The 26363-nt window shown below is 63.6% G+C and carries 29 protein-coding genes; 15 read left to right on the top strand and 14 right to left on the bottom strand.

Annotation, left to right across the window (positions count from 1 at the left end; translation table 11 throughout):
• Positions 1-60 precede the first annotated feature (60 nt).
• Both DOD19_RS02620 and DOD19_RS02625 read right to left on the bottom strand, forming a co-directional pair.
• The gene (locus tag DOD19_RS02620) at positions 61-1377 is read right to left on the bottom strand and encodes an MFS transporter (protein ID WP_112183860.1); all 1317 of its coding nucleotides are present in this window, start codon (positions 1375-1377) and stop codon (positions 61-63) included.
• Between the two features lie 102 nt (positions 1378-1479).
• Positions 1480-3111 (bottom strand): gamma-glutamyltransferase family protein, encoded by a 1632-nt coding sequence (locus tag DOD19_RS02625; protein ID WP_112183862.1) that lies wholly within the window; start codon positions 3109-3111, stop codon positions 1480-1482.
• 114 nt (positions 3112-3225) lie between these two features.
• Here DOD19_RS02625 and DOD19_RS02630 point away from each other — a divergent pair, with 114 nt between their 5' ends.
• Together DOD19_RS02630 and DOD19_RS02635 are read left to right on the top strand one after the other, a co-directional pair.
• Positions 3226-4110 carry a LysR family transcriptional regulator gene (locus tag DOD19_RS02630; protein WP_045202747.1) on the top strand — a complete coding sequence of 295 codons (885 nt, stop codon included), beginning with the start codon at positions 3226-3228 and terminating at the stop codon, positions 4108-4110.
• A 34-nt stretch (positions 4111-4144) separates the two neighbouring features.
• Complete coding sequence (locus DOD19_RS02635) at positions 4145-4555, top strand: DoxX family protein (protein WP_024974941.1); 411 nt, start codon at positions 4145-4147, stop codon at positions 4553-4555.
• A 9-nt stretch (positions 4556-4564) separates the two neighbouring features.
• On the opposite strand, the gene DOD19_RS02640 is transcribed toward DOD19_RS02635, so the two are convergent.
• Positions 4565-6121, bottom strand: coding sequence for an MFS transporter (locus tag DOD19_RS02640; protein ID WP_024974942.1), 1557 nt, complete (start codon positions 6119-6121; stop codon positions 4565-4567).
• A gap of 73 nt (positions 6122-6194) precedes the next feature.
• Here DOD19_RS02640 and DOD19_RS02645 point away from each other — a divergent pair, with 73 nt between their 5' ends.
• The 3 genes from DOD19_RS02645 (at position 6195) to DOD19_RS02655 (ending at position 8636) form a co-directional block, all read left to right on the top strand.
• Positions 6195-7103, top strand: a complete 909-nt coding sequence (locus DOD19_RS02645; RefSeq protein WP_024974943.1) for a LysR family transcriptional regulator — start codon at positions 6195-6197, stop codon at positions 7101-7103.
• Between the two features lie 64 nt (positions 7104-7167).
• A complete protein-coding gene (locus DOD19_RS02650) occupies positions 7168-8133 on the top strand; it encodes a LysR substrate-binding domain-containing protein (RefSeq protein ID WP_112183864.1) in 966 nt (321 codons plus the stop codon).
• Between the two features lie 35 nt (positions 8134-8168).
• A complete protein-coding gene (locus DOD19_RS02655) occupies positions 8169-8636 on the top strand; it encodes an MliC family protein (RefSeq protein WP_024974945.1) in 468 nt (155 codons plus the stop codon).
• Here the strand turns inward: DOD19_RS02655 and DOD19_RS02660 are convergent.
• From DOD19_RS02660 to DOD19_RS02680, 5 genes are all read right to left on the bottom strand, one after another.
• Positions 8633-9598 carry an MBL fold metallo-hydrolase gene (locus DOD19_RS02660; protein ID WP_112183866.1) on the bottom strand — a complete coding sequence of 322 codons (966 nt, stop codon included), beginning with the start codon at positions 9596-9598 and terminating at the stop codon, positions 8633-8635. The genes DOD19_RS02655 and DOD19_RS02660 overlap by 4 nt on opposite strands.
• Before the next feature lie 38 nt (positions 9599-9636).
• A complete protein-coding gene (locus DOD19_RS02665; RefSeq protein WP_024974947.1) occupies positions 9637-10089 on the bottom strand; it encodes a DUF192 domain-containing protein in 453 nt (150 codons plus the stop codon).
• Between the two features lie 90 nt (positions 10090-10179).
• On the bottom strand, positions 10180-11520 hold the full coding sequence (locus DOD19_RS02670) for a cytochrome-c peroxidase (RefSeq protein WP_112183868.1): 1341 nt from the start codon (positions 11518-11520) through the stop codon (positions 10180-10182).
• Positions 11517-13031, bottom strand: coding sequence for a metallophosphoesterase (locus tag DOD19_RS02675; protein ID WP_112183870.1), 1515 nt, complete (start codon positions 13029-13031; stop codon positions 11517-11519). The genes DOD19_RS02670 and DOD19_RS02675 overlap by 4 nt, the downstream gene beginning before the upstream one ends.
• 186 nt (positions 13032-13217) lie before the next feature.
• Positions 13218-13430 carry a hypothetical protein gene (locus DOD19_RS02680; protein ID WP_004631913.1) on the bottom strand — a complete coding sequence of 71 codons (213 nt, stop codon included), beginning with the start codon at positions 13428-13430 and terminating at the stop codon, positions 13218-13220.
• A gap of 386 nt (positions 13431-13816) precedes the next feature.
• Between DOD19_RS02680 and DOD19_RS27820 the strand changes: the two genes are divergently transcribed.
• Positions 13817-14137, top strand: a complete 321-nt coding sequence (locus tag DOD19_RS27820; protein ID WP_235193142.1) for a hypothetical protein — start codon at positions 13817-13819, stop codon at positions 14135-14137.
• Between the two features lie 262 nt (positions 14138-14399).
• Positions 14400-15650 carry an NADP-dependent isocitrate dehydrogenase gene (gene icd / locus DOD19_RS02690; RefSeq protein WP_024974950.1) on the top strand — a complete coding sequence of 417 codons (1251 nt, stop codon included), beginning with the start codon at positions 14400-14402 and terminating at the stop codon, positions 15648-15650.
• A 94-nt stretch (positions 15651-15744) separates the two neighbouring features.
• On the opposite strand, the gene DOD19_RS02695 is transcribed toward icd, so the two are convergent.
• The 3 genes from DOD19_RS02695 to DOD19_RS02705 all read right to left on the bottom strand — a co-directional run bounded on the left by DOD19_RS02695 (position 15745) and on the right by DOD19_RS02705 (position 17168).
• Positions 15745-16152: a hypothetical protein gene (locus DOD19_RS02695; RefSeq protein WP_152543657.1), complete on the bottom strand. Its 408-nt coding sequence runs from the start codon at positions 16150-16152 to the stop codon at positions 15745-15747.
• 66 nt (positions 16153-16218) lie between these two features.
• A complete protein-coding gene (locus tag DOD19_RS02700) occupies positions 16219-16671 on the bottom strand; it encodes a pyridoxamine 5'-phosphate oxidase family protein (protein WP_024974952.1) in 453 nt (150 codons plus the stop codon).
• A 317-nt stretch (positions 16672-16988) separates the two neighbouring features.
• The gene (locus tag DOD19_RS02705) at positions 16989-17168 is read right to left on the bottom strand and encodes a hypothetical protein (protein WP_239497949.1); all 180 of its coding nucleotides are present in this window, start codon (positions 17166-17168) and stop codon (positions 16989-16991) included.
• A gap of 449 nt (positions 17169-17617) precedes the next feature.
• On the opposite strand from DOD19_RS02705, the gene DOD19_RS02710 reads away from it, so the two are divergent.
• The 6 genes from DOD19_RS02710 (at position 17618) to DOD19_RS02735 (ending at position 21608) form a co-directional block, all read left to right on the top strand.
• Positions 17618-17935: a hypothetical protein gene (locus tag DOD19_RS02710; RefSeq protein ID WP_112183874.1), complete on the top strand. Its 318-nt coding sequence runs from the start codon at positions 17618-17620 to the stop codon at positions 17933-17935.
• A 318-nt stretch (positions 17936-18253) separates the two neighbouring features.
• Positions 18254-18466 carry a cytochrome oxidase putative small subunit CydP gene (gene cydP, locus DOD19_RS02715; RefSeq protein ID WP_239497950.1) on the top strand — a complete coding sequence of 71 codons (213 nt, stop codon included), beginning with the start codon at positions 18254-18256 and terminating at the stop codon, positions 18464-18466.
• Positions 18463-20019: a cytochrome ubiquinol oxidase subunit I gene (locus tag DOD19_RS02720; RefSeq protein ID WP_112183876.1), complete on the top strand. Its 1557-nt coding sequence runs from the start codon at positions 18463-18465 to the stop codon at positions 20017-20019. Before cydP ends, DOD19_RS02720 begins: the two co-directional genes overlap by 4 nt.
• A 10-nt stretch (positions 20020-20029) precedes the next feature.
• Positions 20030-21172: a cytochrome d ubiquinol oxidase subunit II gene (gene cydB / locus DOD19_RS02725; protein ID WP_024974956.1), complete on the top strand. Its 1143-nt coding sequence runs from the start codon at positions 20030-20032 to the stop codon at positions 21170-21172.
• A gap of 23 nt (positions 21173-21195) precedes the next feature.
• Positions 21196-21324 carry a cytochrome bd-I oxidase subunit CydX gene (gene cydX, locus DOD19_RS02730; protein ID WP_024974957.1) on the top strand — a complete coding sequence of 43 codons (129 nt, stop codon included), beginning with the start codon at positions 21196-21198 and terminating at the stop codon, positions 21322-21324.
• Positions 21321-21608, top strand: coding sequence for a cyd operon YbgE family protein (locus DOD19_RS02735; protein ID WP_024974958.1), 288 nt, complete (start codon positions 21321-21323; stop codon positions 21606-21608). Before cydX ends, DOD19_RS02735 begins: the two co-directional genes overlap by 4 nt.
• A gap of 4 nt (positions 21609-21612) precedes the next feature.
• On the opposite strand, the gene DOD19_RS02740 is transcribed toward DOD19_RS02735, so the two are convergent.
• The 3 genes from DOD19_RS02740 to DOD19_RS02750 all read right to left on the bottom strand — a co-directional run bounded on the left by DOD19_RS02740 (position 21613) and on the right by DOD19_RS02750 (position 23161).
• The gene (locus DOD19_RS02740; RefSeq protein ID WP_024974959.1) at positions 21613-22233 is read right to left on the bottom strand and encodes a DUF4126 domain-containing protein; all 621 of its coding nucleotides are present in this window, start codon (positions 22231-22233) and stop codon (positions 21613-21615) included.
• Between the two features lie 79 nt (positions 22234-22312).
• The gene (locus DOD19_RS02745; RefSeq protein ID WP_112183878.1) at positions 22313-22768 is read right to left on the bottom strand and encodes a DUF2501 domain-containing protein; all 456 of its coding nucleotides are present in this window, start codon (positions 22766-22768) and stop codon (positions 22313-22315) included.
• Between the two features lie 189 nt (positions 22769-22957).
• Positions 22958-23161, bottom strand: coding sequence for a cold-shock protein (locus tag DOD19_RS02750; protein ID WP_004631953.1), 204 nt, complete (start codon positions 23159-23161; stop codon positions 22958-22960).
• 575 nt (positions 23162-23736) lie between these two features.
• Here DOD19_RS02750 and clpS point away from each other — a divergent pair.
• Together clpS and clpA are read left to right on the top strand one after the other, a co-directional pair.
• Entirely contained in the window at positions 23737-24063 is a 327-nt protein-coding gene (gene clpS, locus DOD19_RS02755) for an ATP-dependent Clp protease adapter ClpS (RefSeq protein ID WP_024974961.1), read from the top strand.
• Positions 24060-26348 carry an ATP-dependent Clp protease ATP-binding subunit ClpA gene (gene clpA, locus DOD19_RS02760; protein WP_024974962.1) on the top strand — a complete coding sequence of 763 codons (2289 nt, stop codon included), beginning with the start codon at positions 24060-24062 and terminating at the stop codon, positions 26346-26348. Before clpS ends, clpA begins: the two co-directional genes overlap by 4 nt.
• Positions 26349-26363: the final 15 nt, after the last annotated feature.

Raw genomic sequence — 26363 nt, forward strand, 5'->3', positions numbered from 1 at the left:
GATTCGCTCGTAAAAAGCGTGAAAAAGGGGCGTGACGCCGCGTAAAGAAAGCGTAAATGCTCAGCCAGCGTGCGCTTGCCTGCGACGACGCAGCGCGATGATCGTCAGCGAGATGCCGCTCACCGCAGCCGCGGTCAGCACGTAGTAGCTCGGCGCCAGCGTATCGCCGGTGGTATGGATCAGCCACGTGACGATAAACGGCGCGAACCCGCCGAACAGCGTCACGCCCAGGCTGTAGCCGAGCGACAGGCCGGTCGAGCGCACGCGCGTGGGAAAGATCTCCGACATCAGCGCCGGCATCGGGCCCGAATATGCGGCCTTGAAGATGCCCGACACGGCTTGCAGGGCCAGCAGCGCGCCGATGGTCGGATATACGCGCAACAGCGCAAACATCGGATAGATCAGCAGCATCATCAGCACCGACGTGGTGAGCATGATGCGGATGCGGCCAATGCGATCCGACAGCGCGCCCATCACCGGCGAGAGCAGGAACTGCAGCCCGCCATTGAGCACGACCACCGCGAACGACTGCGCCGCCGGCAGGTGCAACTGCTTGACGGCGTACGTGGGCATGTAGAGCTGCAGCACGTACACCGACACAGTCGATTGCGCCACCACGCCCACCGCAAGCAGCAAGTTGATCCACTGCGCTTTGAAGGAAGCTTGCGGGTCGACCGTCGTCTTCTTCTGCTCGGCAACGAACTCGGGCGTCTCGTCCAGATGGCGGCGGATGTAGAAACCCACTGGGCCGACCAGCAGACCAAAGATGAACGGCAGCCGCCAGCCCCAGCCCTCCAGGTCCGCTTGCGTAAGCGATGCCGTGAGCAGCGCCCCCAGCCCAGCCGCAAGAATGGTGGCAATGCCCTGGCTGGCGAACTGCCAGCTTGCGTAGTACCCGCGCCCGCGCGTGCTGTGCTCCACCATGAAGGCCGTCGCGCTGCCGAATTCCCCACCCACCGCAAAGCCCTGGACCAGACGTGCAAGCAGGATGGTGACGGGCGCCACGATGCCGATCTGCTGGTAGCTCGGCATCACGGCAATCACCAGCGTGCCGACAATCATCAGCAGGATCGACAGCGTGAGTGCCGCCTTGCGCCCCTTCTTGTCGGCATACATGCCAAGCACGATCGCGCCCACCGGCCGCGTGATGAACGACACGCCAAAGCTGCCCACCGCAAACAGCAGCGACACCCATTCGTCATCGGCCGGAAAGAAGAGCTTGCCGATGATGGACGCGAAGAAGCCGTAGACGAGAAAATCGTACCACTCCAGCGCATTGCCGATCGACGACGAAATGACGATGCGGCGCGCGTGCGCTGTACTCGTTGGTGCAGGACGAGCGGGTGCAGCAGAGCCTGCCGCAGAGGGGGCGGTCATGATGAGGGTTCCTTTGGTGCCGGCCGGGATCGTTTTTATGGAGACTGCAGCGCGTTGCCCGCCCGGTCCGACAGGTCAGCGCGCTGGTGCAGCGGGCCTTCTTTAGAAGCCCACTGCGTGGCCGTCTCGGCGGCTGTCGCTGGCCGCCACGTAACCGTGGTCGGCGTCGTCCGACAGGCGCCAGATGAACTGGCCGGAGCCGAAATCCATGTACGGATCGGCCACCGATTCAAGCTTGTGCCCGCGCGCTTCCAGCGCAGCGACGGTCTTGGCGTTCATCGTCCCTTCCACGTCGAGCGTGAAATCACGGTTGACCTTCCAGCGCGGTGCATCGCATGCGGCCTGCGGCTGCTGCTTGTAATCGAGCATGCGCACAAGCGTCTGCAGGTGGCCCTGAGGCTGCATGTCGCCGCCCATCACGCCAAAGCTCATCTGCGGCTGGCCGTCCTTGGTCAGGAACGCCGGGATGATGGTGTGGAACGGCCGCTTGCCGCCTTCCACCACGTTGGCCGAGCGCGCATCCATCGAGAATCCGAAGCCGCGGTTCTGCAGGCTGATGCCCGTGCCTGGTACCACCACGCCCGAGCCGAAGCCCATGTAGTTGGACTGGATGAACGAGACCATCATGCCGTTCTCATCGGCGGCGGTCAGGTACACCGTGCCGCCGGCGCGCGGCATGCCGAAGGTCGGCATCTGCGCGTGGCCCATGTCGATGAGCTTGGCGCGTGCATCGAGGTACGCGTCGTCGAGCATCTGCTCGGGCGTGACTTCCATCGAGCGCGGGTCGGCCACGTATTTGTACAGATCGGCAAACGCCAGCTTCATCGCTTCAATCTGCAGATGCTGCGAATCAGCCGAGTCGACGGGCAGGGCGCCGAGGTCGAAGCGGTCGAGAATGCCCAGCGCGATGAGCGCGGCGATGCCCTGGCCATTCGGCGGAATCTCGTGCAGGTCGTAGCCGCGATAGCGCTTGGTGATCGGCTTGACCCACTCGGGCCGGTAGTCGCGCAGGTCTTGTGCGGTCATGCCGCCGCCGCATTCGCGCGAGTACGCGGCAATACGTTCAGCGAGTTCGCCTTCGTAGAAATCGCGGCCGTTGGTCTGGCCGAGGCGGCGCAGCGTGGCAGCGGCATCGGGCAGCTTGAACTTCTCGCCCACTTCCGGCGCGCGGCCGTGCGGCATGAAGGCCTGCGCGTAGCCCGGCTGGTTGTGCAGCTCGGGAATGGCCGCTGCCCACTTGTGCGCAACGATGGGCGCGATGGTGTGGCCGCGCTCGGCAATCTCGGCGGCAGGTTCCAGCACATCGGCAAACGGCAGCTTGCCGAAGCGCTCGTGCAATGCGGCCCAGGCGGAGACTGCGCCCGGCACGGTTATCGCATCCCAGCCGCGCGTGGGGCGCTTGGGGTTGCCGTTGGCGTCTTCGCCGTACTTGTTGCGGAAGTAGTCGAGGTTCCAGGCTTGCGGCGCGGTGCCGGAGGCGTTCAGGCCGTGCAGCGCCTTGCCGTCCCACAAGATGGCGAATGCATCGCTGCCGAGGCCGCACGAGACGGGCTCGACCACGGTGAGCATGGCCGCCGCCGCGATGGCCGCATCCACGGCGCTACCGCCCGCGAGCAGCATGCGCAGCCCGGCTTGCGCGGCCAGTGGGTGGGACGTGGAGACAACGTTGCGCGCAAACAGCGGAATGCGAACGGTGGGATACGGGTTTTGCCAATCGAAGCGGTGGGAGGACATGGTGCTCAAGCGGGAATGTTTGACGAATGATTATTTGCGGTGCGCTGGATTTAATAAAGTTAAAATTCATTGGATGCAGCTTAAGAAAAACTTGAGAGTTTGCCGCGCCTTGCTGTGAGTACCGTTCGCTTCCTCCGCACCTTTGTTGCCGTGGCACGCCATGGCTCGTTTGCCGCCGCCGCCGAGCGCGTTGCGCTGACGCAGGCCGCGGTGAGCCTGCAGATGCGTGCGCTCGAAACCGAACTGCGCCGCGATCTGTTCGACCGGTCGGGGCGCACTGTCACGCTGAACGCCCATGGCCGAGCGCTGCTGCCCCAAGCCGAACACCTGCTGGGCCTGTACGACGCCATGCGCATCGGCGACGAACCGCAGACGGAGTTGTCCGGCGCCGTGGCGATTGGCGCGGTGGTCTCGGTGATGGGGTCGCTGGCACATGCGGTGGCGGGGCTCAAGCAGGTGCACAAGGGGCTGGACGTCAAGCTCATCACCGGCAAATCGGGTGAACTGGCGGAGCAGGTGGAAGCCGGCGAGCTGGATGGCGCGCTGGTGGTCGAACATCTGGAGCGCCTGCCGGCCAACCTTGCGTGGCATCCGCTCTATACCGAGCCGCTGGTGGTGGTGGCGGGCCGCCATACGCGCGGCCGCGCAGAGGAAGTCCTGCGCACCCATCCGTTTTTGCGTTTCGACCGCGCGGTGCGCACCGGCGCGCTCATCGACCGCGCCCTGCGCAAGACACACATGGCGGTCAACGAGTTCATCGAGGTCAATTCAATCGAGGCGATTGTCGAGCTGGTGCGTCAGCAGGTGGGGGTCACGCTGGTGCCGCGCCTTCGCCGCGCGAGCTGGGAGAGCGATCCGGCCCTGCGCGTCCTGCCCATGCCGCCGCAGACGCCCGTGCGCGCCGTCGGCATGATCGAGCGAAAAGAGCATGTGCGGCACGGTGTGATTCAGGCGGTACTCGATGCGCTCGAAACCACACTTGGCAATTCCAGCGCCTAGACTGGAGCCACCACAACTGGCTCCGGAGGCCGCGATGGACGCATTCATTCAACGCTGGCGCGACGAATTGATCCTGCTCGCCCGCATCCTGATGATGGTGCTGTTCGTGATGTCCGGTTGGGGCAAGCTGACAGGCTTTCAGGGCACCGTCGGCTACATGACGAGCACAGGTGCGCCCATGCCGACGGTCGCTGCTGCGGTTGCCGTCGTCATGGAGTTTGGCGTGGGCATCGCCTTGCTCATCGGCCTGTGGACGCGGCCGCTGGCCATTCTGATGGCGCTATTCGTGCTCGGCACGTCGTTCATCGCCCATTCCTACTGGGATATGCAAGGCGCCATGGAAGCTGCCAACAAGATCCAGTTCTACAAGAACCTGAGCATCATGGGCGGGCTGTTCCTGCTGGCCGCGACAGGGCCGGGGAGATACGCGGTACAGAAGTCGTGATGCGCACGCTCAGCGCAACGACCGCTGCACCAACACCAGCACGGCAAACACGCCGCACGCCACCGCAAACCAGCTGAAGAGCTGCGTACCGGCCAGCAGCGTGGCTTGCCGATCAATCTCGGCGGACAGGCTCGCCAGGCGCTCCGGCGTGAGCGGGTTGGCGGATTGCAGGTCTGCCGTGAAGCGCGTGACATGCGCCACGATCAGCGAGCGCGATTCCGCCTGCTGCGTCTGCAGTGATACCGCGGCCAAGCCCGTACCCACCGCGGTCGCAAACTGGCGCGCGATGTTCTTCATCTGATAGCCGTGCGCGAAGTCTTCGCGGTCGAGATCGAGGTAGGTCATCATCGCGACCTGGATCATCACCGCGCCCGGCGTGATGCCTTCCAGGACCGACACAGGGAAGAACGCATAGTCCGGCGCGCCCGGCATCAGGCTTGTCGCCAGCAGCAGCGCCGCTGCCGCATACACGGCAAACCCGATGGCAATGAAGCGGCGCTTGCGGAAGAAGAATGGCAACCAAATCGTCATGACGACGGCTACCACCGTTGACACTGCCCCGCTGATCATCAGAAACAGCGTGGTTGTGCGGAACGTAAAGCCAAGGCCGCCCTGCGATACCGCCGGAAACAGGTACGACCAGTACCCGCTCATCAGGTAATAGATGCCGTAGAAACCGATGCCCCACAGGTAGCGGCGACCGTTCAGGCGCGAGAGGTCGAGCCACGGGTCGGGGTGCGTGCGCAGGCGGTGGATGGCCAGCAGCAGCGAAGCCGCACCGCCCAGCAACAACAGCGGAATCAAGGGCGAGGCCGTCAGCCGGCTGTAGCGCAGTTCCGACAGGCCCATCAAAACCGACAGCGCGCCGATGGCCATGGCACCCACGCCAACCCAATCCCACTGGCTGTCTTCGGGCGGCGCTTCATCGGGGCGGCGCGCGGCGCGTGTGCGCGGCTGATGGTGCTCAGGCGGCAGGAAGAACACCGCCACCCATGCCACGCCGGCCAGCGCCAGTTCGATCCAGAAGATCACGCGCCATTCGCTGTACTCCAGCACCTCGGCGCAGATCCATGGCGCAAGGGTGGTCAGTCCGAACAGGCCGACGCTGAACATCAGCATCGGAGGAGTGCGCTCGTCGGGCTCGGCCGTGAGCTGCACCAGAATGCGCGACGCCGAAAACAGGCCGCCCGCGCCCAAGCCCTGGATGGTCCGCCCGATGACCAGTTCGCCGATACTGTTGGACTCGGCGCACACCACGCAGCCGATGGCGAACAGCACGATGCCCACCAGCGAATACATCCGGTAGCCCACGTGTGCGGCAATGCGGCCGATGGCAAGGTTGGCGACCACGGCCGCCACGGCATACGCTGTGACGGCGTACAGATACGCCTCGGGGCTCGCATGCACACCGCCCTGGATGTGCTGGCCCGCCACGGCGAACATCTGCGAAGAGACAAAATCGAGGCCTGTGGAGAGGCCCATCGCCAGCCCAAAAGCGTGGACGCGCGCCGAAGAAAAGTGGGGAAACGCCCGCAGAGACGCGGGTTTGAGGATTTGCAGCGACATGTGCCCGAGCATAAACTTGCCCGCCAGCCGGATAAACGGCCAACTCTAGGAACACTGTCCAGTCATGCGAACAATGGAGTGGAACGACTGGGAAACCTTCTGCCGCGTGGTGGAGGCCGGCAGCTTCACCGCCGCCGCCGAGGCGCTGGGCATCCCCAAATCGACGACCAGCGCCGCCGTATCACGGCTGGAAGCCGCGCTGGGCGTGCGCCTCATGACGCGCACCACACGCCAGTTGCGGCTGACCGACGCGGGCTCGCAGTTCTACGACGACATCGCGCCGTTGTTCGAGCGCCTGCGCGAAGTGCACGCCGACACCACCGCAGCCAGCGAAACCGTGGCCGGCACGCTGCGCATCGCCGCGCCGTACGAAGTCGGTGCGCAGCACCTGACTGAACCCGTGTGCCGCACGCTTGAGAAGTATCCGCATCTGCAAATCCAGGTGCACATCTCGTGGGAGCAGCCCGACCTGCTGGCCAGCGGCTACGACATCGTCTTTGTGATGGTCGACCAGATGCTGCCGGATTCGTCGCTTGTGGCGCGCCGCGTGGTGCTGATCCCGCGCGGCCTGTATGCGTCGCCGACCTTGCTGGCGGAACGCCCGCCGCTCAAGACGCCCGTCGACCTTGCCGGCTGGCCGTGCCTGTCCGGTCCCGACGATGCAAGCTGGGCCTTCCGCCCCGTCGGCCAGCCCGCGGTTGAGCCAATCGAAGTTCCGATCCAGCCGCGCCTGCAGACCTTGAATGCCGAGATGCGCGCCCGCGCCGCCGTGCGTGGCCTGGGCGTGGCGCGAATGGCCCGCTCCGTGGGCGATACGGAAGTCGCGGCCGGGCGGCTCGTACGCGTGCTGCCCGATTTCGAGCTGACTGCGCTGCGCGTCTACGCGCTGATGCCCGCCCGCAAGCTGGTGCCGCGCAAGGTGCGCGTGTTTCTGGATGCGCTGGAAGCGGAGGGCGTTTCCGCCACACCGGCGCCCGCCTAGCCGAAGACCAGCGCTGGATGTCACAATCGGCGCTTCCCTATTCGGATTGTGAGGACCTGCGGCCATGCGTCTGCGCCAGATTGAAGTCTTCCGCGCCGTGATGCTGGTCGGGACCGTCAGCGAGGCCGCGCGCATGCTGAACGTGTCGCAACCCGTGGTGACGCGCGTGCTTCAGCACACCGAGCTGCAGCTCGGCTTCCGCCTGTTCGACCGCACCAAGGGGCGCCTGCAGCCCACCGCCGAGGCGTTCGAACTGTTCAGCGAAGTCGAGCGGCTGTATCAGGAGGTCGAGCGCGTGCGGCGCGTGTCGGCCAATCTGCGTCACAAGGGTGCGGGGCGCTTGCGAGTGGCCGCGACGCCCAGCCTGGCGCCCAGCATCCTCGCGCCCGCCGTGCGGCGTTTCTCGCAGCGCCATCCCGATACGCTGGTACGCGTGTTCACGCATCACACGGCTGAGATCGTGCAAGGCCTGCTCTCGCAGGACATCGACGTCGGGTTTGCCTTTGCACCGCCCGTGCATCCGGCCATCAGCACCACGCCGGTCGCGCAGGGCCGCATCCTGCTGGCCGTGCCGCGCGCCTGGGTGGGCGGCAAGACGGATGGCCGCGCGCTGCACAAGCTCGTTGCCGAAAAGCCTTTCATCGGACTGGAAGACCAGATCTCGCTCGGCTCGCTGGTCGGGCAGACGCTGGCGCGCGGCGGGCTGGCGCCGCAGTCGACGCTGGAAGTGCAGACGTATTCGTTGGCTCGTTCGCTGGTGGAGGAGTCGCTCGGCGTGACGATGCTCGACCAGTTCACCGCCGCCACCGGCAGCATGGAGCGCATCGCGCTGTTCGCGCTGGAGCCGGCGCAGACATTTGACGTGCGCGCCATGCGTGCCGAGCATCACGCGCCGTCATCGCTGGCCGATAGCCTCGTGCAGTGCTTTGCCGAGGCCGCGCGTTCGCTGTCAGAGGAGCTGCCACAGCGCGTGGAGCCGACTGCATTCGTGCTCAAGCCCACAGAACCTGACAGCGACGCGGCAGACTAACCGGCTTGCGCTGACCCTTTCCAGGAGACGGATCCATGCGTCGTTTTGCAACTGCAGTGATGTTTGGGCTGGCGCTTGGCGCTGGCGTATTCAGCGGTATCGCCACCGCGCAGCAGTCGCCGGTGCCGGGTATGTCGTCCGACGATCTGAACACCGCGCTCGACTTTGCCAAGGCCGGGCTCAACAAGGCGATCGATCAGGCGCGTGCGTATTCTGCGTTGCCGATCAAGGACCCGCACGACGTGCGCTACACGTGCGAAGGCGGCAAGACGCTCCTCGTGAAATACATGACGGTGGGCGATACGCCGCTGGCCGCCATGACACTGAACGGCAAGACGCTCGTGTTTGCCAACGTGATGGCCGCTTCCGGTGCGCGCTACGCGTCGGGCCAGTATGTGTGGTGGACGAAGGGCCCCACCGGCTTCCTCGCCGACGAGACCCTGTCTGGCAGCCGTAATCAGCTCTACCGCGATTGCAGCGAAGCGACCAGCGGCCGTCCTTAAATTTCCTGCAGATCGTGCCCGACGATGATCTCGCCTTTGAAGTGCGGGCGCACAGCATCCAGCCAGACTGAATCTTCCAGGAACGGATAGCCGCCGGGCACGAAGTGCGACAGCACCAGCGTCTTCACCTTGGCCTCGGTGGCGATGCGGCCGACCGCTTCGGTGGAGGTGTGGCTCGCCAGCAGATGCTCGCGCAGCGTCTTGGCGTTGGGCTCGGTAGACAGCAGCTTGTCCAGCGACGGCAGGTGCATCACCTCATGGACGAGCACATCGGCACCGTACGCCAGCCGCACGAGGTTCTCACTCGGCGCCGTATCGCCGGAGATGACGATTGAGCGGTCTGCCGAATCGAAGCGAAACGCAAATGCCGGCGACACCGGCGGGTGCTTGACCAGCGTGCTCGTCACCTTCACGTTGGCGTCCTGCATGACCAGCCCGCCTTCGCTGATTTCGTGTGGATGGATCATCGGCGCCAGCGGTGGGCGGCCTTCGTCGGCAATGCGGGTGCGGATGTCGTAGTCGTACAGCTCAAGGAACTTGGTCGTCATCGCGGCCAGCGGGGGCGGGCCCCAGGCGTCGACAGGGCCCGTCAGATCGGTGGCCCATGCCAGCAGCATCAGCGTGCCGTAATCGGCGTTGTGATCGGAGTGCTGATGCGTGATGAAGACGTGGCGGATGTCCTTGAGCCTGAGGCCTGCCGTCACGTATTGGCGTGCGACACCGTTGCCGCAATCGACCACGTACGACACGCCGTTGATGACGATCACCTGCGCCGGCGCCGAGCGATTCTTCTTCGGCGTCGGCCCGCCTGCCGTGCCCAGCAGGATCAACCGCGTGCCCTTCTTCGGCGCATCGGCGGCCAGGGCGCTCAGCGGCAAACTTGCGGACGCTGCGCCCGCACCCACGGCTAGCGCGCCGGCCTGCCGCATCCAACGGCGACGGTTGTTGTCGAAAGCGTGCATGCGGCGGTCTCCACTCTGTTGTTGTCTGCGTGCGAGTTTCAGCGGGGCAGCCCGCCCACCTTCATGCCAGGCTTGACGCCCTTGCGTGCGAACCAGCCCTTGTTCATTTCCAGCGCGTAGCTGCCGGCCCGGGTGGGGCAGTGGTTGTCTTCGGTCTGCGGTTTCATCTCGGCAATGTCGGAGATGGTGCCGTCGTCGGTGATGAAGGCGATGGACAGCGGCAGGTCGGTGTTCTTCATCCAGAAGCAGTGGCCGGCGGATTCGTCAAACACGAACAGCATGCCGGCGGTGTCGGGCATGGTCTTGCGGAACATCAGGCCGGTCTCGCGCGTTTGCGGGGTGGCCGCCACCTCGGCTTTGACCTTGTACATGCCGATGGTCAGGTCGGCCACGGGCAGGCCGGTATTGGGGGCGGTGGGCGTCTGGGCGAGCGCACCGGTGGCGGCAACGGCCAGCGACAGGGCGGCAAAGAAGCGGGACAGGGTGGTCATGGCGCGAACGGGTCGGAAAAGAAACGCTCCATGATCGGCACTCGGCTAGCCGGCGTCAATGAGACGGCGGCCGGCCGGGCGACGAAGTTGTTACCGCGTATTGGGGCTGGGGGCGGCTTGGTGCTCGACGGCAACCGTTTTGGCACCTGTCTTGGGCGCATGCGCCGAGCGCGCCTTGTCCGCCGCCGGATCGGGCATCAGCGCCACATAACGCGCATCGGTAAGCGTGCGCAGGAACGCAACGATGTCGTCGATCTCGTCTTCCATCAGCGCAGGCGTGGTGCCGGGGCGGCGGTTCATCGGCACGGCATTCACGTTGATGTTGCCCTGGTATTTGGCAGGCACATCGTTGAAACGCTTGCCCCCGGGGTACCACTGCGCGGGGTCGGTCGAGCGCGTGGCATAAAACGCCACCGTGTCGCGTAGCGTACGGAACACGCCGTTGTGCATGAACGTCTGGCGCACCGCCACATTGCGCAGGCCGGCCGTGCGGAAGTAGCCGCACCACTGGTCGGGCTCAGGCCACTTGAGCTTGTGGGCAGTCTGGCACAGGCCCACGTCAAAGTGGCGTGGGTCCTTGTTGGCGGGCAGCAGCGGATTGCGGGGCACAGCGATAGCGTCGTAGCCGAAATCCGTAAAGAGCGAGCGCTCCGGACGCGACGACGATTCCACCATCAGATGGCACGACGCGCAGTTGCCTTTGTCCGGATTGCGGAATAGGGCGAGGCCGCGCATCTCGGCAGCGGAAAGCGGCGTGCGCTTGCGCAGGAAGTCGTCGAAGCGCGAGGTGAACGGTGCCAGCTCGTCGCTCTGGAAATAGGCCTCCAGCGCCTTGCCCAACACGCCGACAAGGCGCTCGGGCTCACGCACCGCATCGGCGCCGAACTGCTTCTCCAACGCTTGGTCCAGATCGGTGCCGGCCACCTTGCGCCGCAGGTCGCGCGCTGAACGGTTGCCCATTTCGTCCGGATTGAACAGCGGGCCGCGAATCTGTTCCGGGATGGAATCTGCCCGGCCATCGGCAAAGAAGCCGCCGAACGGCGACGGGAAGCTCGCGTCGTCATCCTGGAAAAAGTAGCGATGGGGGATGTAGCGCAGATACAGCAGCGACGGCGCATTGCGTGCCGCCACATGCCCGGGGCGGCTGCTGGCCGGCACGCCGATGCGCAGCGCCTCGCCCTTGAGCGTGGGTGCGAAGGCGCGGCCCGGGTCATGGCACGCCGCGCACGAAGTGCCTTGCGGCTCCGACAGGCGCGGGTCAAAAAACACCCGCTTGCCGAGCGCGACAAGGTTCGGGTCCGGCTTGAACGCGGTCGACTCGGCAGGCGGCGGCACCGCGTCCAGCTTGGGCGTCATGCCGATCGATTCGGCCACCGCTGCACCCGAGAAGAGTGCGGCGGCAACCCACAGTGCGGTGCTCAGGCGCTTCAAGGTGCAACGAAGCCCGTCTTGTCGCACACCAGGCTCGTGCCGTTCTGCGTGCAAGTTGTCAGCAGCTTGCCGGCCACGGTGTAGGCCTTGAACAGCCAGCCCTTGGCGGGCGCCGGCTGGCGGTCCATGACCATGAAGCCGAACGAGTTGTTGTGCGAGATGCTGCCGACCGTCACACCCGAAGCCGGGCTGACGGCCGGGAACGGATCGGGCAGGGCCACGTCGAGCGAATCGCCGGCGTTGCCTGCAACGATGGTCGCGGGGTGGTTGCTGGTGAAGTTGATGGCCTGGAAGTCATGCACGTGGCCGTGCAGTGCGACTTGCACGCCCGGCGGGTAATACGCCGTGGCGTTCAGACTGTTCATGACCGACAGCAGCGCGGCATTGCCGCCCAGCGGCGTGCTGCCTGCGATGGGCACGAAGCCCAGGATCGGGTGGTGATTGGTGAAGATCGACATCACGCCCGGCTTGGCGGCCAGCGTGCCCACCGTGCTGAACTGCTTCTGGTACGTCTGGAACCACGGGTCGGTCGTCGCCAATGCCGTCGTGCCTGCCTTGGCTGAATCGAACACGATGACCTGCGTATCGCTGCCCAGGGCCACGGCGTACGGGTCTGAGGTGTTGGCAGCCGTGTCGTTGGCCGGGTTGTCGCACGAGCGGTCGGCCGAGTACGGGCGCGGATCCAGGAAGCGATACCAGCCTTGGCCAGCACGCGCGCATTCCTCGTGGTTGCCGCGCACCAGCACCCACGGGGCCGCGGCCATCAGCGGGGCGGCGGGGTGGAACAGGTCAGCCTGCCACGTATCCCAGCCGTAGCCCCACGGGCTGCCCTGGCAGCCGGCCACGTCGGGCGGGCAGGCGTTTTCGCGGTAGTGATAGTCGCCCACGTGCAGCACGAGGTCGGGATTCATCTTGGCGGCCGTGGCGGCAGCGCTGGCAAACGGCCACGACAGCGGGTCGTTACACGACTGGAACGTGTTGCTGGACTTCTTCATGCGGCAGCCGGTGTCCGCCAGGATCACCACGCGCTGCGGGTTCGCCTTGGGCAGGGGCAGCACGCGCGCGCCGATCGACGCGGCCTTGGCCGTGGATGCCACCGTGGCTTCGCAGGCGTTCACAGGGAAGGACGAGGCTTTCGAATCGCTGGCGGCGCTGGCCGTGGTGCGCTGTGCGGGGGTGCCGGCAGCCACGCGCAGCGTCATGCGCGTGGAGGTGCCGTCCACCGTCAGCAGCGGGCAGACCGAGCTGTCGACGGGCGAGGCGCTGTTCGTATAGCTGGTGACAGCGCGCACGACAGCCTGGTTGCTGTCGCCAATCTCCACCCATGCGGCCTGGATGTTGGCATCAGCCGTAGCTGCATCCGACGGCGTAGCCGTCGACACCGGCGTCGAGTCGGACGACGAGCCACCGCAGCCGGCAATCACGGCCGCAGCGGCCAGCGCGGCAAGAGAGAGCATCGTGAACACGGTGCGTTTTCGTCGCACCGGAGCGAACATCGATCGGAATTCCATTGCGCCATCCCTGTTTCTTGTTGTGGGGAACGGGCAAGGTACTCAAGCTTGATGGCGCTATTTTGACAGCCCTGCATGCGTGCCCGGGATTTCCGTTCGGCTGGCGAGGGCGAAAAAAAAGCAGATGCATAAGCATCTGCTTTTTCTGTATCGGCCGAGCCGCGTGGGCCCGGCAGAAACACAAGCTTATTGCTTGGCGGCGTCAGCAGCCGGAGCCGAAGCGTCAGCAGCCTTCTTGGCAGCCTTCTTGTGGTGGTGCTTCTTGGCCTTCTTGGCCTTCGGAGCAGCCTTTTCGGCAGCAGCCGGAGCAGCAGCTGCGTCAGCAGCCGGAGCGGAGGCTTGAGCGAACACACCGGTGGCGAACAGGCCGGCGATCAGGGCAGCGATCAGCTTCTTCATGGTGAATCCTTTTATAGATCAGTGAGTTAACCAACGACCCGCTAAATGAGTCATCTGCAATAACGCAGGCCGTTACAGGCGCGTTGACACGTTGCACTGAATTTTTTGTGGGAACCGACAGAAGCCTCCGCGCTTCGTGATCCGCGATGTGGCGCATGGCGCGCTGCGCAAGAAAGATGCCCGCTACCGGACGTGCAGCGCCCGCGTTTCGGACCGATCTGATTGGACGGCGGCGCCCGCACCTAGAGAATGCGAGCCGATTTTGCTCAAGGCTTGCCGTGTCTCTCCCGTCGTCATCTTCCCGCCCTACCAAGCCCGCCTCGCCCGTTCCGCCGGCCCGGCTCCAGCGCCGCGATTTCGTCCTGGGTTGCGGAGCGTTGATTGTGTTGGGCGCCTTGCCCGGCTTCTGGCCTCCTTCGCACGGCGCTTCCGCCCTCGACGATTTCATGCTCGTGTCACAGACGATTTCCGGCGCGCCGCTGGATCGCCACGCAGGACTGTCTTGTTTCAGCCATTTACACCGGACTGACGATCGCTTGATCGAACACATCGCGGCGCTCGCGTGGTTGGTCCGCCGGCATCCGGACCTGGATGGTGCGGGTCTGGTCCGCTTGCTTGATGCCGGCAACGCGCTCGATCTGCGTGCCGCGCTGGCCCAACTGGTGGATGCCTGGAGCGCTTTCGGCGGGATGCGGATCCTGCCTTGATCGATGCCCGCGCGCAGGGGCGGAAGTATGGCGGATGGTGAAATTTTCCGGCATAATGCGAAATTCACTCTTGTGTCTTATATAAGAGTTGCGGCTTGCGCCAGATGCGAGATTTTGTGCGGTGCATCGTGAGCGCGTCATCGTAGGCCGTTAGAATCGCCAGTTCATTGCAGCGCGCCACGCCGGCCAACCCGTGAGCGGCACGCTGTGCTGTCAACCCCCACCGTCCACCCGCTACCTGCGGTCTGCACTGGAGTCGTCCATGTATCAACACATCAAGGTCCCGGCCGGCGAGAAGATCACTGTCAATCAAGACTTCTCCCTGAACGTTCCGAACAACCCGATCATTCCTTACATCGAAGGTGACGGCACCGGCTTCGACATCACCCCGGTGATGATCAAGGTGGTGGACGCGGCGGTTGAGAAGGCTTACAAGGGCGAGCGCAAGATTTCCTGGATGGAAATCTACGCCGGCGAGAAGTCGACCAAGGTGTACGGCCCGGACGTGTGGCTGCCGGAAGAAACCCTGCAAGTCCTGAAGGACTACGTGGTGTCGATCAAGGGCCCGCTGACGACGCCGGTGGGCGGCGGCATCCGTTCGCTGAACGTGGCGCTGCGCCAAGAGTTGGACCTGTACGTCTGCCTGCGCCCGGTGCGCTACTTCAAGGGCGTGCCCTCGCCGGTCAAAGAGCCGGAGAAGACCGACATGGTCATCTTCCGCGAGAACTCGGAAGACATCTACGCCGGTATCGAATTCGAAGCCCAGAGCGACAAGGCCAAGAAGCTGATCAAGATTCTGCAGGACGAGTTCGGCGTCAAGAAGATCCGCTTCCCGGAAACCTCGGGTATCGGCGTCAAGCCGGTCTCGAAGGAAGGCACGGAGCGCCTGGTGCGCAAGGCCATCCAGTACGCGATCGACAACGACAAGCCGTCGGTCACGATCGTGCACAAGGGCAACATCATGAAGTTCACGGAAGGTGGTTTCCGTGACTGGGCCTACGCGCTGGCACAGAAGGAATTTGGCGCCGAGCTGATCGACGGCGGCCCGTGGTGCAAGTTCAAGAACCCGAAGACTGGCAAGGAAATCGTCGTCAAGGACGCAATCGCCGACGCCTTCCTGCAGCAGATCCTGCTGCGTCCGGCCGAGTACTCGGTGGTGGCAACGCTGAACCTGAACGGCGACTACATCTCCGACGCCCTGGCTGCACAAGTTGGCGGTATCGGTATCGCCCCGGGTGCCAACCTGTCGGATTCGGTGGCGATGTTCGAAGCCACCCACGGCACGGCTCCGAAGTACGCAGGCAAGGATTACGTGAACCCGGGTTCGGAAATCCTGTCGGCCGAAATGATGCTGCGTCACATGGGCTGGACGGAAGCCGCTGACCTGATCATCTCGTCGATCGAGAAGTCGATCCTGTCGAAGAAGGTCACGTATGACTTCGCCCGTCTGCTGGAAGGCGCGACCCAAGTGTCGTGCTCGGGCTTCGGTCAAGTGATGATCGACAATATGTAAGCATGTCACTCGCGGTTCCGGCCGCGATGGATATGAGAAACCCCGGCAGCTTCGGCTGACCGGGGTTTTTTTCTGCCGAGAAGGACGCGCTTAACTACCCGCTGGACTGAATTCGCTGATGACTGGCCTGCAGGAATGGAAAGCTGGCGAAGCAAAGTTGGGCCGCTAGCCCGATCGCTCCTGCCACGGACCAGAAGCCAGCAAAGTACTCCGCCACAGTCCTATTGAAGAAGAGCATGGCGGTTGCAAGCTCAGCAAGCATCAAGACGGCAAAGGCGATTGCCCCCATCAGCAATGCTCCGCCAGGATCGCTCAGCAAGCCGTGTTTGCTTGCGGTCCATCTCGATAGTCTCCAGCTCACGGCCAGCATGAGCGGCGCTTCCAGCAATACGGCGACCGCATCTCCCAAGCGCGGGGCAAGCAGCAGGACACGGATCGCTCCCAGGGCAAAGCCGATCAAAAAAACAATCAATGCATAGACGCAGCCAGCTTTGGCACACACTACCAACCTGACCCGCCTACAAGCGCACCGCGTCATGGTGTTCCGTGCCCACTTGTTGAATCTTGCTCAGCAAGCGACAAGATCGGTATGCCCGAAGCCCTTCGAATAGTCGAGCACGGAAATCATTGTCGGCGTGACGCGAAATATCCGGACTTCCTCGGGGGACGGCATCGGCATTGGCAGTGCAACCTGTTCCGGGTACTTGAGCGGAAGCATGCGCAAGACCTTTTCCGCCTCGGCATGATCGGTCACAGGCCGCGCATGCGCCGCCATGGACAAGCCCGCAATCGTCATCAGGTCTGAAGTATCGTGATCGATCGTGAGCGAGACTCGATCATCTCGGGCCAGATTGGCTGCCTTCTGACTTTCCAGGCCGCAGAGGAAGTAGAGCGTCAGTCCCTCGTTCACGTAGCCTACGGTTGTAGCCTGTGGCCAGCCGTCCGGTCTTAGCGTGGCGATCGTCATGATCCGGTGCTGATCCAGCAATCCCAGTATCTGTTTCTTGATCTGCTCGTTCATGGGCTGCTCCTCAAATTCAGGACAGCCTCAGCATCGGCCACTGGGTGATCCGCTGCTTGATGTGGATCAACGGCAGATCGCGACCGACTTCGCCACGGCTCCCCCGCTGACGACGAGTGCAGTAGCGCAGTCAATCTTGTGATCGAGTGCTGGTTTGCGGGCGATTTGCACAACATGATCGAACCTCGCGGCTTCGGCCATGGGGCGTCACCCCGAGGGGAGTACGTAAATTGGCGGGCGAGCCCAGGCAAGCCGCGGGCACCGACGCTGCAACATCGGCACCAGCAGGCCGTCATGCGCCTGGCTCGCCCATAAAGTCAGCGTTTTTGGTCCGGGTGGTTTGGCGTATCCGCCGCGCTTGTGGCGCGCGGCTTGTCGGCGGCGTTGCGGCAGAACGCCGTGCGCAGAAACTCACGCGCAGAGCAAACGCCTTTTTGATATTCGCTGAGCGAATCGCCAGCCGGGGAATCGACGGATTGGGAGATCGAGCGCGTCACGGCATTCCTCTTCATCTGATGAACGGAACCGCGCCCAACCCTGGGAGGAGGGGTGGGCGAGCACAGGCAAGGTGGAAAACCGAGGTATAGCGATCGGCACGGCCGAAGCCGTTCAAGCCTGGCTCGCCCCAGGAGGGAGACGAAGCCAAGCCATAGCGTTTGAGGACAAGCACCTATGCTCGGCGCTTGCCCGCTATACCCGAGGTTTCCACACCTCGATCGTTTTCTCTATGGCACCGAAAGCGATGGCGCAGAGTGTACTGATGGCCGCTTCGTCTGAGCAGGGGCGAAACTATAAATCAGAATTTGCTGACGTCCGGCGCCAATGCCGCCCGGTGTGCCCTGTTGGGTGACTGGTCTCTCGGTTTCCTGTTGGCCCGGCAACGTCGCCGAGCACTCCCGCAAAGCCCGGCGTACACTAAAAAACTACTCAGTACGGGAGAAAAATCATGCCCGAGGCCGACCCCAAGAGCACTTTTCGCGGGCTTCCATTGACCCCCGAACAAGATGCTGAGATTCGTCACTACATAAAGCAAAAGACGCACCGAGGCGAGCCATGGGACACGCCCGAGTTGGGTGCCATGCTCGACGATATGCTGGAGCCTCCTCCCGGCGAGCTGGAGGAGTCGGATGAATTCCTGGCCGAAGAGCGAGGCGAAATAGAGCGCGCGGCCTCCTCGATTGATGAGGCAATGGATCCGATTGAGGCCAGCGAAGAACTGAACGCCGCGAGAGAATCCGAGGCCATGAAGAAGCCGCAGCGCTAGAGGTCGGCGACTGTTGGATGTCAGCTGTCGCTGACATGCCAGTTTCCGTTGCCGGAAGGTCAAGCGTTGTTGTGCCAAATGCGAAAAACCCGGCAGCTTCGACAGTGGAGTGGCCGGCGTCTTTTTGACCGTCGAAGCTATGCGAGTCCATCCCGTGCTGTGCGGCAAGCGCCAGGAGTCACGAAAACGCTGTCGACGGCGGCCCGCCCAAGCGCCCGATACCTCACAAATCCCCTCAGGAATGGTTTGTCACTCCTTCCATCCATGACTAGACTGAATCACATGTGACTTTCTTTGCCACTGGCGGAACCCCCGCCGATGGCACCGACGCGTGCCAAGTCTCGTCTGCCCGTGAGCCCCAACGACCGCCGACTCGTCCGCCATCTGCTGATCATCGTCGCCATCAAGCTGGTGGTGCTGAGCGCGCTGTGGTGGGTGTTCGTGCGAGACCACCGGGTGCCGGTCGACGCCGAGCGGGCCGCTGATCGACTGATCGTGACACCGTCAGCAGCGCAGGGAGGGCAACCGTGATTTCCGAGCGTCTTGTCGATCTGTCCCGGCTGCAGTTCGCGGCCACGGCGATGTACCACTTCCTGTTCGTGCCGCTCACGCTGGGCATGGTCTGGCTGCTGGTCATCATGGAGAGCGTCTACGTGATGACCAACAAGGTCATCTGGAAAGACATGACGCGCTTCTGGGGCAAGCTGTTCGGCATCAACTTTGCGCTGGGCGTGACGACGGGCATCACGCTCGAATTCCAGTTCGGCACCAACTGGGCGTACTACTCGCACTACGTGGGCGATGTCTTTGGCGCGCCGCTGGCCATTGAAGGGCTGATGGCGTTCTTTCTGGAATCCACCTTCATCGGCCTGTTCTTCTTCGGGTGGGATCGCCTTTCCAAGACGCAGCACTTGCTGGTGACGACGCTGATGGCGATCGGCACCAATCTTTCCGCGCTGTGGATTCTGATCGCCAACGGCTGGATGCAGAACCCGGTCGGCGCCGAATTCAACTGGCAGACCATGCGCATGGAGATGCACGACTTCTGGGCCGTGGTCTTCAACCCGATCGCGCAGGCCAAGTTCGTGCATACCGTGTCGGCGGGTTACGTGACGGGCGCGATGTTCGTGCTGTCGATTTCGAGCTGGTACTTGCTGCGTGGCCGCGATGTTGAATTCGCGCGACGCAGCTTTCGCGTGGCGGCTGCGTTCGGCCTGGCCAGCGTGTGCTCCGTGATTGTGCTGGGCGATGAGTCCGGCTACACCGTGGGCGAAGCGCAGCAAACCAAGATGGCCGCAATCGAGGCCATGTGGGAGACCGAGCCCGCGCCGGCCAGCTTCAACGTGATTGCATCGATCAACCAGCGCGAGCAGAAGAACGACTGGGCGGTCGAGATTCCGTGGGTGATGGGGCTGATCGGCACGCGCTCGGTGTCCAAGCAGATTCCGGGCATCCATGAGATCAAGGCGCGCAATCGCGGCCGAATCATGAGCGGTATCGAGGCTGTGGCCGCGCTGGAAACGGTGCGCCAGCATCCGGGCGATGCGGCGGCGCTCCAGACCCTGCAGATCCATCAGCAAGACTTGGGCTTTGGCCTGCTGCTCAAGAAATACGTGAGCGACGTGCGGCAAGCCACGCCCGAGATGATCGACAAGGCTGTCGACGATACCGTGCCGCGCGTGTGGCCGATGTTCTGGGGCTTTCGCGTGATGGTCGGGTTGGGTTTCCTGATGTTGGCGCTGTTTGGCCTCTCGTTCTGGAGCACATTGCGGCCGCAGCGCAAGGCACCGGCATGGCTGCTGCGCTGGGCGCTGTGGATGCTGCCCGCACCGTGGATCGCCATCGAACTGGGTTGGGTGGTAGCAGAGTACGGCCGTCAGCCGTGGACCATCTACGGCGTGCTGCCCACGCATCTGAGTGTGTCGACGTTGAGCGAGGCAAGCCTGTATGGCTCGCTCGCAGGCTTCATCGGTTTCTACACGCTGCTGTTGATCGTTGAGATGTACCTGATGATCCGGTTCGCGCGTCAGGGGCCGGGCAGCCTCGGCACTGGCCGCTACGATTTCGAAGCCGCCCACGCTTGAGGAGAACGCCATGTTCGACTACCCAACCCTCAAGGTCATCTGGTGGCTGCTCATCGGTGTGTTGCTGATCGGCTTTGCCATCATGGACGGACACGACATGGGCGTCGGCACGCTGCTGCCCTTTGTCGGCAAGACCGACGACGAGCGCCGCGTGATGATCAACACCATCGGCCCGCACTGGGATGGCAACCAGGTCTGGTTCATCACGGGCGGCGGTGCCATCTTTGCCGCGTGGCCGCTGGTATATGCCACCGCGTTCAGCGGGTTCTACTGGGCGATGCTGGCGGTGCTGTGGGCGCTGTTCTTCCGGCCGGTCGGGTTTGACTACCGGAGCAAGATCCACAATGCGACGTGGCGCAAAGTGTGGGACGTGGGCCTCTTCATCGGGGGCGCGGTGCCGCCGCTCATCTTTGGCGTGGCGTTCGGCAATCTGCTGCAGGGCGTGCCGTTTCACTTCGACAACTTCATGGTGGTGACGTACACCGGCACGTTCTGGCAACTGCTGAATCCGTTTGCCATCCTGACGGGCGTGGTGTCGAGCGCGATGATCACCATGCATGGCGGCATCTACCTCGCCCACCGGACGGAGGGTGCTGTCCAACAACGCGCCACCAATGCTGCCACTGGCGCGGCCATCGTCGCGGTGGTGGCGTTTATTGCAGCCGGCGCATGGTTGCACGCCGGCAGCATCGAAGGCTTCGTCATCACCTCGGCTATCGACCCCGCGGGGCTTGCCAACCCGATGGCCAAGACCGTCGCGCGCACGGCTGACGCTTGGTGGCGCAACTATCAGAAGCAGCCGTTGCTGTGGGCGTTGCCGGCAATTGGCGTGATTGGCCCGCTGCTGGCCGTCGTGCTGTCGCGGGCGGGGCGCACGCTTATTGCGTTTGTGCTGTCGTCGCTGGGGCTGGCGGGCATCATCACGACGGCCGGGGCATCGATGTTCCCGTTTGTGCTGCCTTCGTCTAGCATGCCCGGCGCCAGCCTCACGGTGTGGGACAGCGTTTCCAGCCACTTCACGCTTGGCTTGATGTTCTGGGCGGCGATCATCTTTACGCCCATCGTCATCGCCTACACAAGCTGGTGCTACCGCGTGATGCGCGGCAAGGTGACGGTCGAACACATCCGCGCCAACGAGCACTCGGCTTACTAACCACGGCACAGGAGCGCAAATCCATGTGGTACTTCAGTTGGGTCCTGGGTGTCGGCTTTGCAGTGCTGCTGGCGGTGCTCAACGCAATGTGGGGTGAGGTGAGCGACGACCGCGCGGCCAACGCGAACAATCCGAACCCGGACCGCGAGTGAGCACAGCGAACGTGAACGCCACCGACAAGCCGCGCATCCATGCCGCCAGCTTGGCCGCGGGGTTGCTCGTGATGGCGGTGGGCACGGTGTATCCGTACATCCTCGCCAATCGCGACGGGCATGCCGACCACGGTCTGGCCATACTGCTGTTCTGGGCGATGAGTGCGGGGCTGGTGCGCGGTGTGGGGTTTGTTCCGCGCAACAAGGTCTGGCGCGTGCTGTTTTCCGGGTGGGCCTGCGCGCTGGCCCTGACGCTGTTCGGGCTGCTGCGCGCCTTTGGATAGCGCCTTAGCGCGGCAGCCGGGTGGTGCCGGCCGGCGGCGGTTCAGACGAACGCCCCCGCAGCGCATCCCGCACGCGCCGCACGCCGCGCCACAGCTTGGGCAGTAACCATACCGATACCAACAGCAGCAGCCCCAGGACCACCAAGAACGCAACTGGCAGGAAAAATGCCATCAGCAAACCACCGCTGGCGGCCACGTCTTCACTGAACGACGCCACCCAGTTCGAGAACGGTTCCGGCGACGTGTTGATCAGCGCCCGCGTGCCAGCCTTGGTGGCATGTGCCGTGCCGGCCAGCGTCCCGCCAATCAGTCCTGCAGCCACCATCCATTGCGGATCGAGCTGCCCGAAAGCGGCCGCAGCCAGAATCGCGCCCGCAGGCACGCGGATGAAGGTCTGAATGCCATCCCAGACGGAATCGAAACCGGGAATCTTGTCGGCGAGGAATTCCGCCACGGCCAGCACGCCGGCCAAGCCGATCACCCACCACGATTCCAGCATCTGCAGGCCGGGCGGCAAATGCAGCCAACCCGTGCGGCCGAGCACGCCGGCAGCAAATACGGCCAGATAGAGACGGAATCCGCTGGTCCAGGACAGCCCGGCAGCCAGCGCGGCAGTTTCCAGCATGTGGCTCCTTGGGGCGGAGAGGGCAGACGAACGGCCAGTCGATATTGCAAGTGTAGTGCGCGCTCGCCTGCGCCGCGGCCTAAAGCAGCGATTTGCCCTGCGACAGGATCTTGTCGCAAGCCTGTTTGGTGATCTGCGACTTGATGCTGCTCAGGTCCAATTTGTTGCCATCCGAACTCGTCAGGATGCCCTTTGTGCCGTCGGTGTAACCCGGGTTCGACGCGGGCGCCCCGCCCAGCTTGCCGAGCAGCTTGTCCTTGACCGACGCTGCATCGGTTGCGCCGCCTAGGTAATTGTTCTTCATGCAGAATTCCAGCACGCCAGCCACATTGCCGGTGCTCCCTGACGTCAATGACCCGAGTGACGGCACACCGCCCAGGCTGCCGATGTTGCCAAGGCCACCAGTGGCGCCCTGGCTGTTGCCCTGCGTGGCCCCTTTGATGAGGTCTCCGATCTGGGCGTGGGCGGCAGCAGGAAGTAGCACGGCAATCAGCAGTGTGGCCGTGGCGGCGGTGCGGGTCAGATGATGTTTCATGCGCGGGGCTCCTTGAAATGACACGGGGATCATCCTTACCGTAGCGCACAACGCACTGAAATGACGTGTTGCGCCCGATGAGGTATCTCCGTCATTGTCTGGCGCCGCGGCAACAAAAAACCCGGCACATCGCCGGGTTTTTTGCATTTGGACACCGTCGCCATCTGGCGCGGTGCCGCGCAACGCCAATCAGGCAGCCTGAATGTTGGTAGCCTGCTTGCCCTTCGGGCCTTGCGTCACTTCAAACGAGACGCGCTGATTTTCCTTGAGCGTCTTGAAGCCAGCCATCTGGATGGCCGAGAAATGCGCAAACAGCTCTTCGCCGCCTTCGTCAGGCGAGATGAAACCGAAACCCTTGGCGTCGTTAAACCATTTGACCGTACCGAGTGCCATGAAAACCCCTCCGTTAAAACACAAGTCCGAGCCGGGAGGTATGCCTGTCGGGGCAGTGCAGAGCGGTACCGCGCAGTCATCGCCCGGTCGCCGGCCTGCACGGCACGACGAATGGCGCGGGTGGAACCGCGCCGCAAGCGATCGGTCTTCTTGTGGCAAACGCCACAGCCTGAAGCGGTTGTCGATCTGTTGTCGACTGGTGTGAGGCCTCCCGGGCTCACCATTCATGCGGCTCGCTGCCAACGGTTTGCGGGGCAGTAGGGCGCACATGCTGAATTCGATTGTTCGAGGAATGTAAGAGACTGTCAAGGCTACAAAGGGTGGGTTTGTGGCGAAAAACGGTCAATTTCTGAAGAGGATTTGCTCGAAATCCGGCCGATCGCCTCCAAGTATGGAAAACGATTGGCTTTTCAGGCGCGGAGCTTGCGCCGGCTCCAGCCAGCTTGGAGGCGGTAAAGCGCTTCGCGCCCGAGGGCTGACGGACGCACGCGGCACGGGCCAAACCGTTTGTAGACCTTGAAGTCGGTGTTATTTCCCCAAATTGCGAACTCGAAAGGAGTGGTTAGAATAAGACCATGGCAATCCGGCAAGCGACCACTCCACAACACGATGCAGGCACCGTCCTGGAGCGGAAAGAGCAAGCGCTCAAACCGCCCGCGATGTACAAGGTGCTGCTGCTCAACGACGACTACACCCCGATGGAATTCGTCGTGATGGTTCTTCAGCAGTATTTCAGCAAAGACCGGGAGACCGCCACACAGATCATGCTGACTGTGCATCGGGAAGGTAGGGGCGTGTGCGGTATCTACACACGGGATATCGCCGCGACGAAAGTGGAATTAGTGTCAACCCATGCACGGCAAGCGGGGCATCCGCTGCAGTGCGTGATGGAGGAAGCATGATCGCGCAAGAACTGGAAGTCAGCCTGCACATGGCGTTTGTCGAAGCCCGGCAGGCTCGCCACGAATTCATTACGGTGGAGCATCTGCTGCTTGCGCTGCTGGACAACCCGACGGCCGCGGAGGTGCTGCGCGCCTGCGCCGCCAACATCGAAGACCTTCGCACGCATCTGAAGAACTTCATCGCCGACAACACGCCTGTGGTGCCCGGCACGGACGAGGTGGACACGCAACCCACGCTGGGTTTCCAGCGCGTGATCCAGCGCGCCATCATGCACGTGCAATCCACGTCTAACGGCAAGAAGGAAGTGACGGGCGCGAACGTGCTGGTCGCCATCTTCGGCGAGAAGGATTCGCACGCGGTGTACTACCTCCAGCAACAGGGCGTGACCCGGCTGGACGTCGTGAACTTCATCAGCCACGGAATTCGCAAGGACCAGGCTGAGCCCGCCAAGCAGGGCGAAGGCAACCCCGAGGGCGAAGGCGGCGACGGCAAGGAAAGCCCGCTTGAGCAGTTCACCCAGAACCTGAACGCGCTGGCCAAGGCCGGCAAGATCGATCCGCTGATCGGTCGCGAGCAGGAAGTCGAGCGCGTGGTGCAGGTGCTGTGCCGTCGGCGCAAGAACAACCCGCTGCTGGTGGGCGAGGCCGGTGTCGGCAAGACCGCCATCGCCGAAGGCCTGGCATGGCGCATCACCAAGGGTGAAGTGCCGGACATCCTCGCGAAGTCCGTCGTCTACTCGCTCGACATGGGCGCGCTGCTGGCCGGCACCAAGTACCGCGGTGACTTCGAACAGCGCCTGAAGGGCGTGCTGAAGTCGCTCAAGGACAACCCGAACGCAGTCCTGTTCATCGACGAGATCCATACGCTGATCGGCGCAGGCGCCGCTTCGGGCGGCACGCTGGACGCAAGCAACCTGCTCAAGCCGGCACTGTCCTCAGGCGCGCTCAAGTGCATCGGCGCGACGACGTTCACGGAATATCGCGGCATCTTCGAGAAAGACGCAGCGCTGTCCCGCCGCTTCCAGAAGATCGACGTGGTGGAGCCGACAGTTGACCAGACCGTGCAGATTTTGCGTGGCCTGAAGTCGCGCTTTGAAGAGCACCACGGCGTGAAGTACGCGTCGTCGGCGCTCACGGCTGCGGCTGAATTGTCGGCACGCTTCATCACCGACCGCCATTTGCCGGACAAGGCGATCGACGTGATCGACGAAGCCGGTGCTGCGCAGCGCATCCTGCCGAAGTCGAAGCAGAAGAAGACGATCGGCAAGGGTGAGATCGAAGACATCGTCTCGCGCATCGCCCGCGTCCCGCCGCAAAGCGTGTCGCAGGACGATCGCAGCAAGCTGCAGACGCTGGAGCGCGATCTGAAGTCGGTGGTGTTCGGGCAGGACCCGGCCATCGATGCGCTCGCTTCGGCCATCAAGATGTCGCGTGCTGGCCTGGGCAAGACGGACAAGCCGATCGGCTCGTTCCTGTTCAGCGGCCCGACGGGCGTGGGCAAGACCGAAGTTGCCAAGCAGCTCGCATTCATCTTGGGCATCGAGCTGATCCGCTTTGACATGTCGGAGTACATGGAGCGCCATGCGGTGAGCCGGTTGATCGGCGCGCCTCCGGGCTACGTGGGCTTCGATCAGGGCGGTCTGCTGACGGAAGCCGTGACCAAGAAGCCGCACTGCGTGCTGCTGCTGGACGAGATCGAGAAGGCACACCCGGACATCTTCAACATCCTCCTGCAGGTGATGGACCACGGCGCGCTGACGGACAACAACGGCCGCAAGGCGGATTTCCGCAACGTGATCATCATCATGACGACCAATGCGGGCGCCGAGACGATGAACAAGGCAACGATCGGTTTCACCACGACGCGCGAACAGGGCGACGAGATGGCCGACATCAAGCGCATGTTCACGCCGGAGTTCCGCAACCGTCTGGATGCGACCATCAGCTTCCGCTCGCTCGATGAGGAAATCATCATGCGCGTGGTCGACAAGTTCCTCATGCAGCTGGAAGAGCAACTGCACGAGAAGAAGGTGGACGCCATCTTCACCGAGAAGCTGCGGCGCTTCCTCGCGAAGAAGGGCTTCGACCCGCTGATGGGTGCGCGCCCGATGCAACGGTTGATTCAAGACTTGATCCGCAAGGCGCTGGCCGACGAACTGCTGTTCGGCAAGTTGACCAATGGAGGCAAGGTGGTCGTGGACCTGGACGATGCGGATGCAGTGAAGCTGGAATTCTCCGAGAACGAAGCGCCGCCAGCACCTGCCCAGGAAGAAGCGGAAGCTTGACGAGTTTGTCGCACC

Source organism: Ralstonia sp. GX3-BWBA, from assembly GCF_003290055.1.
Classification (GTDB): domain Bacteria; phylum Pseudomonadota; class Gammaproteobacteria; order Burkholderiales; family Burkholderiaceae; genus Ralstonia; species Ralstonia holmesii.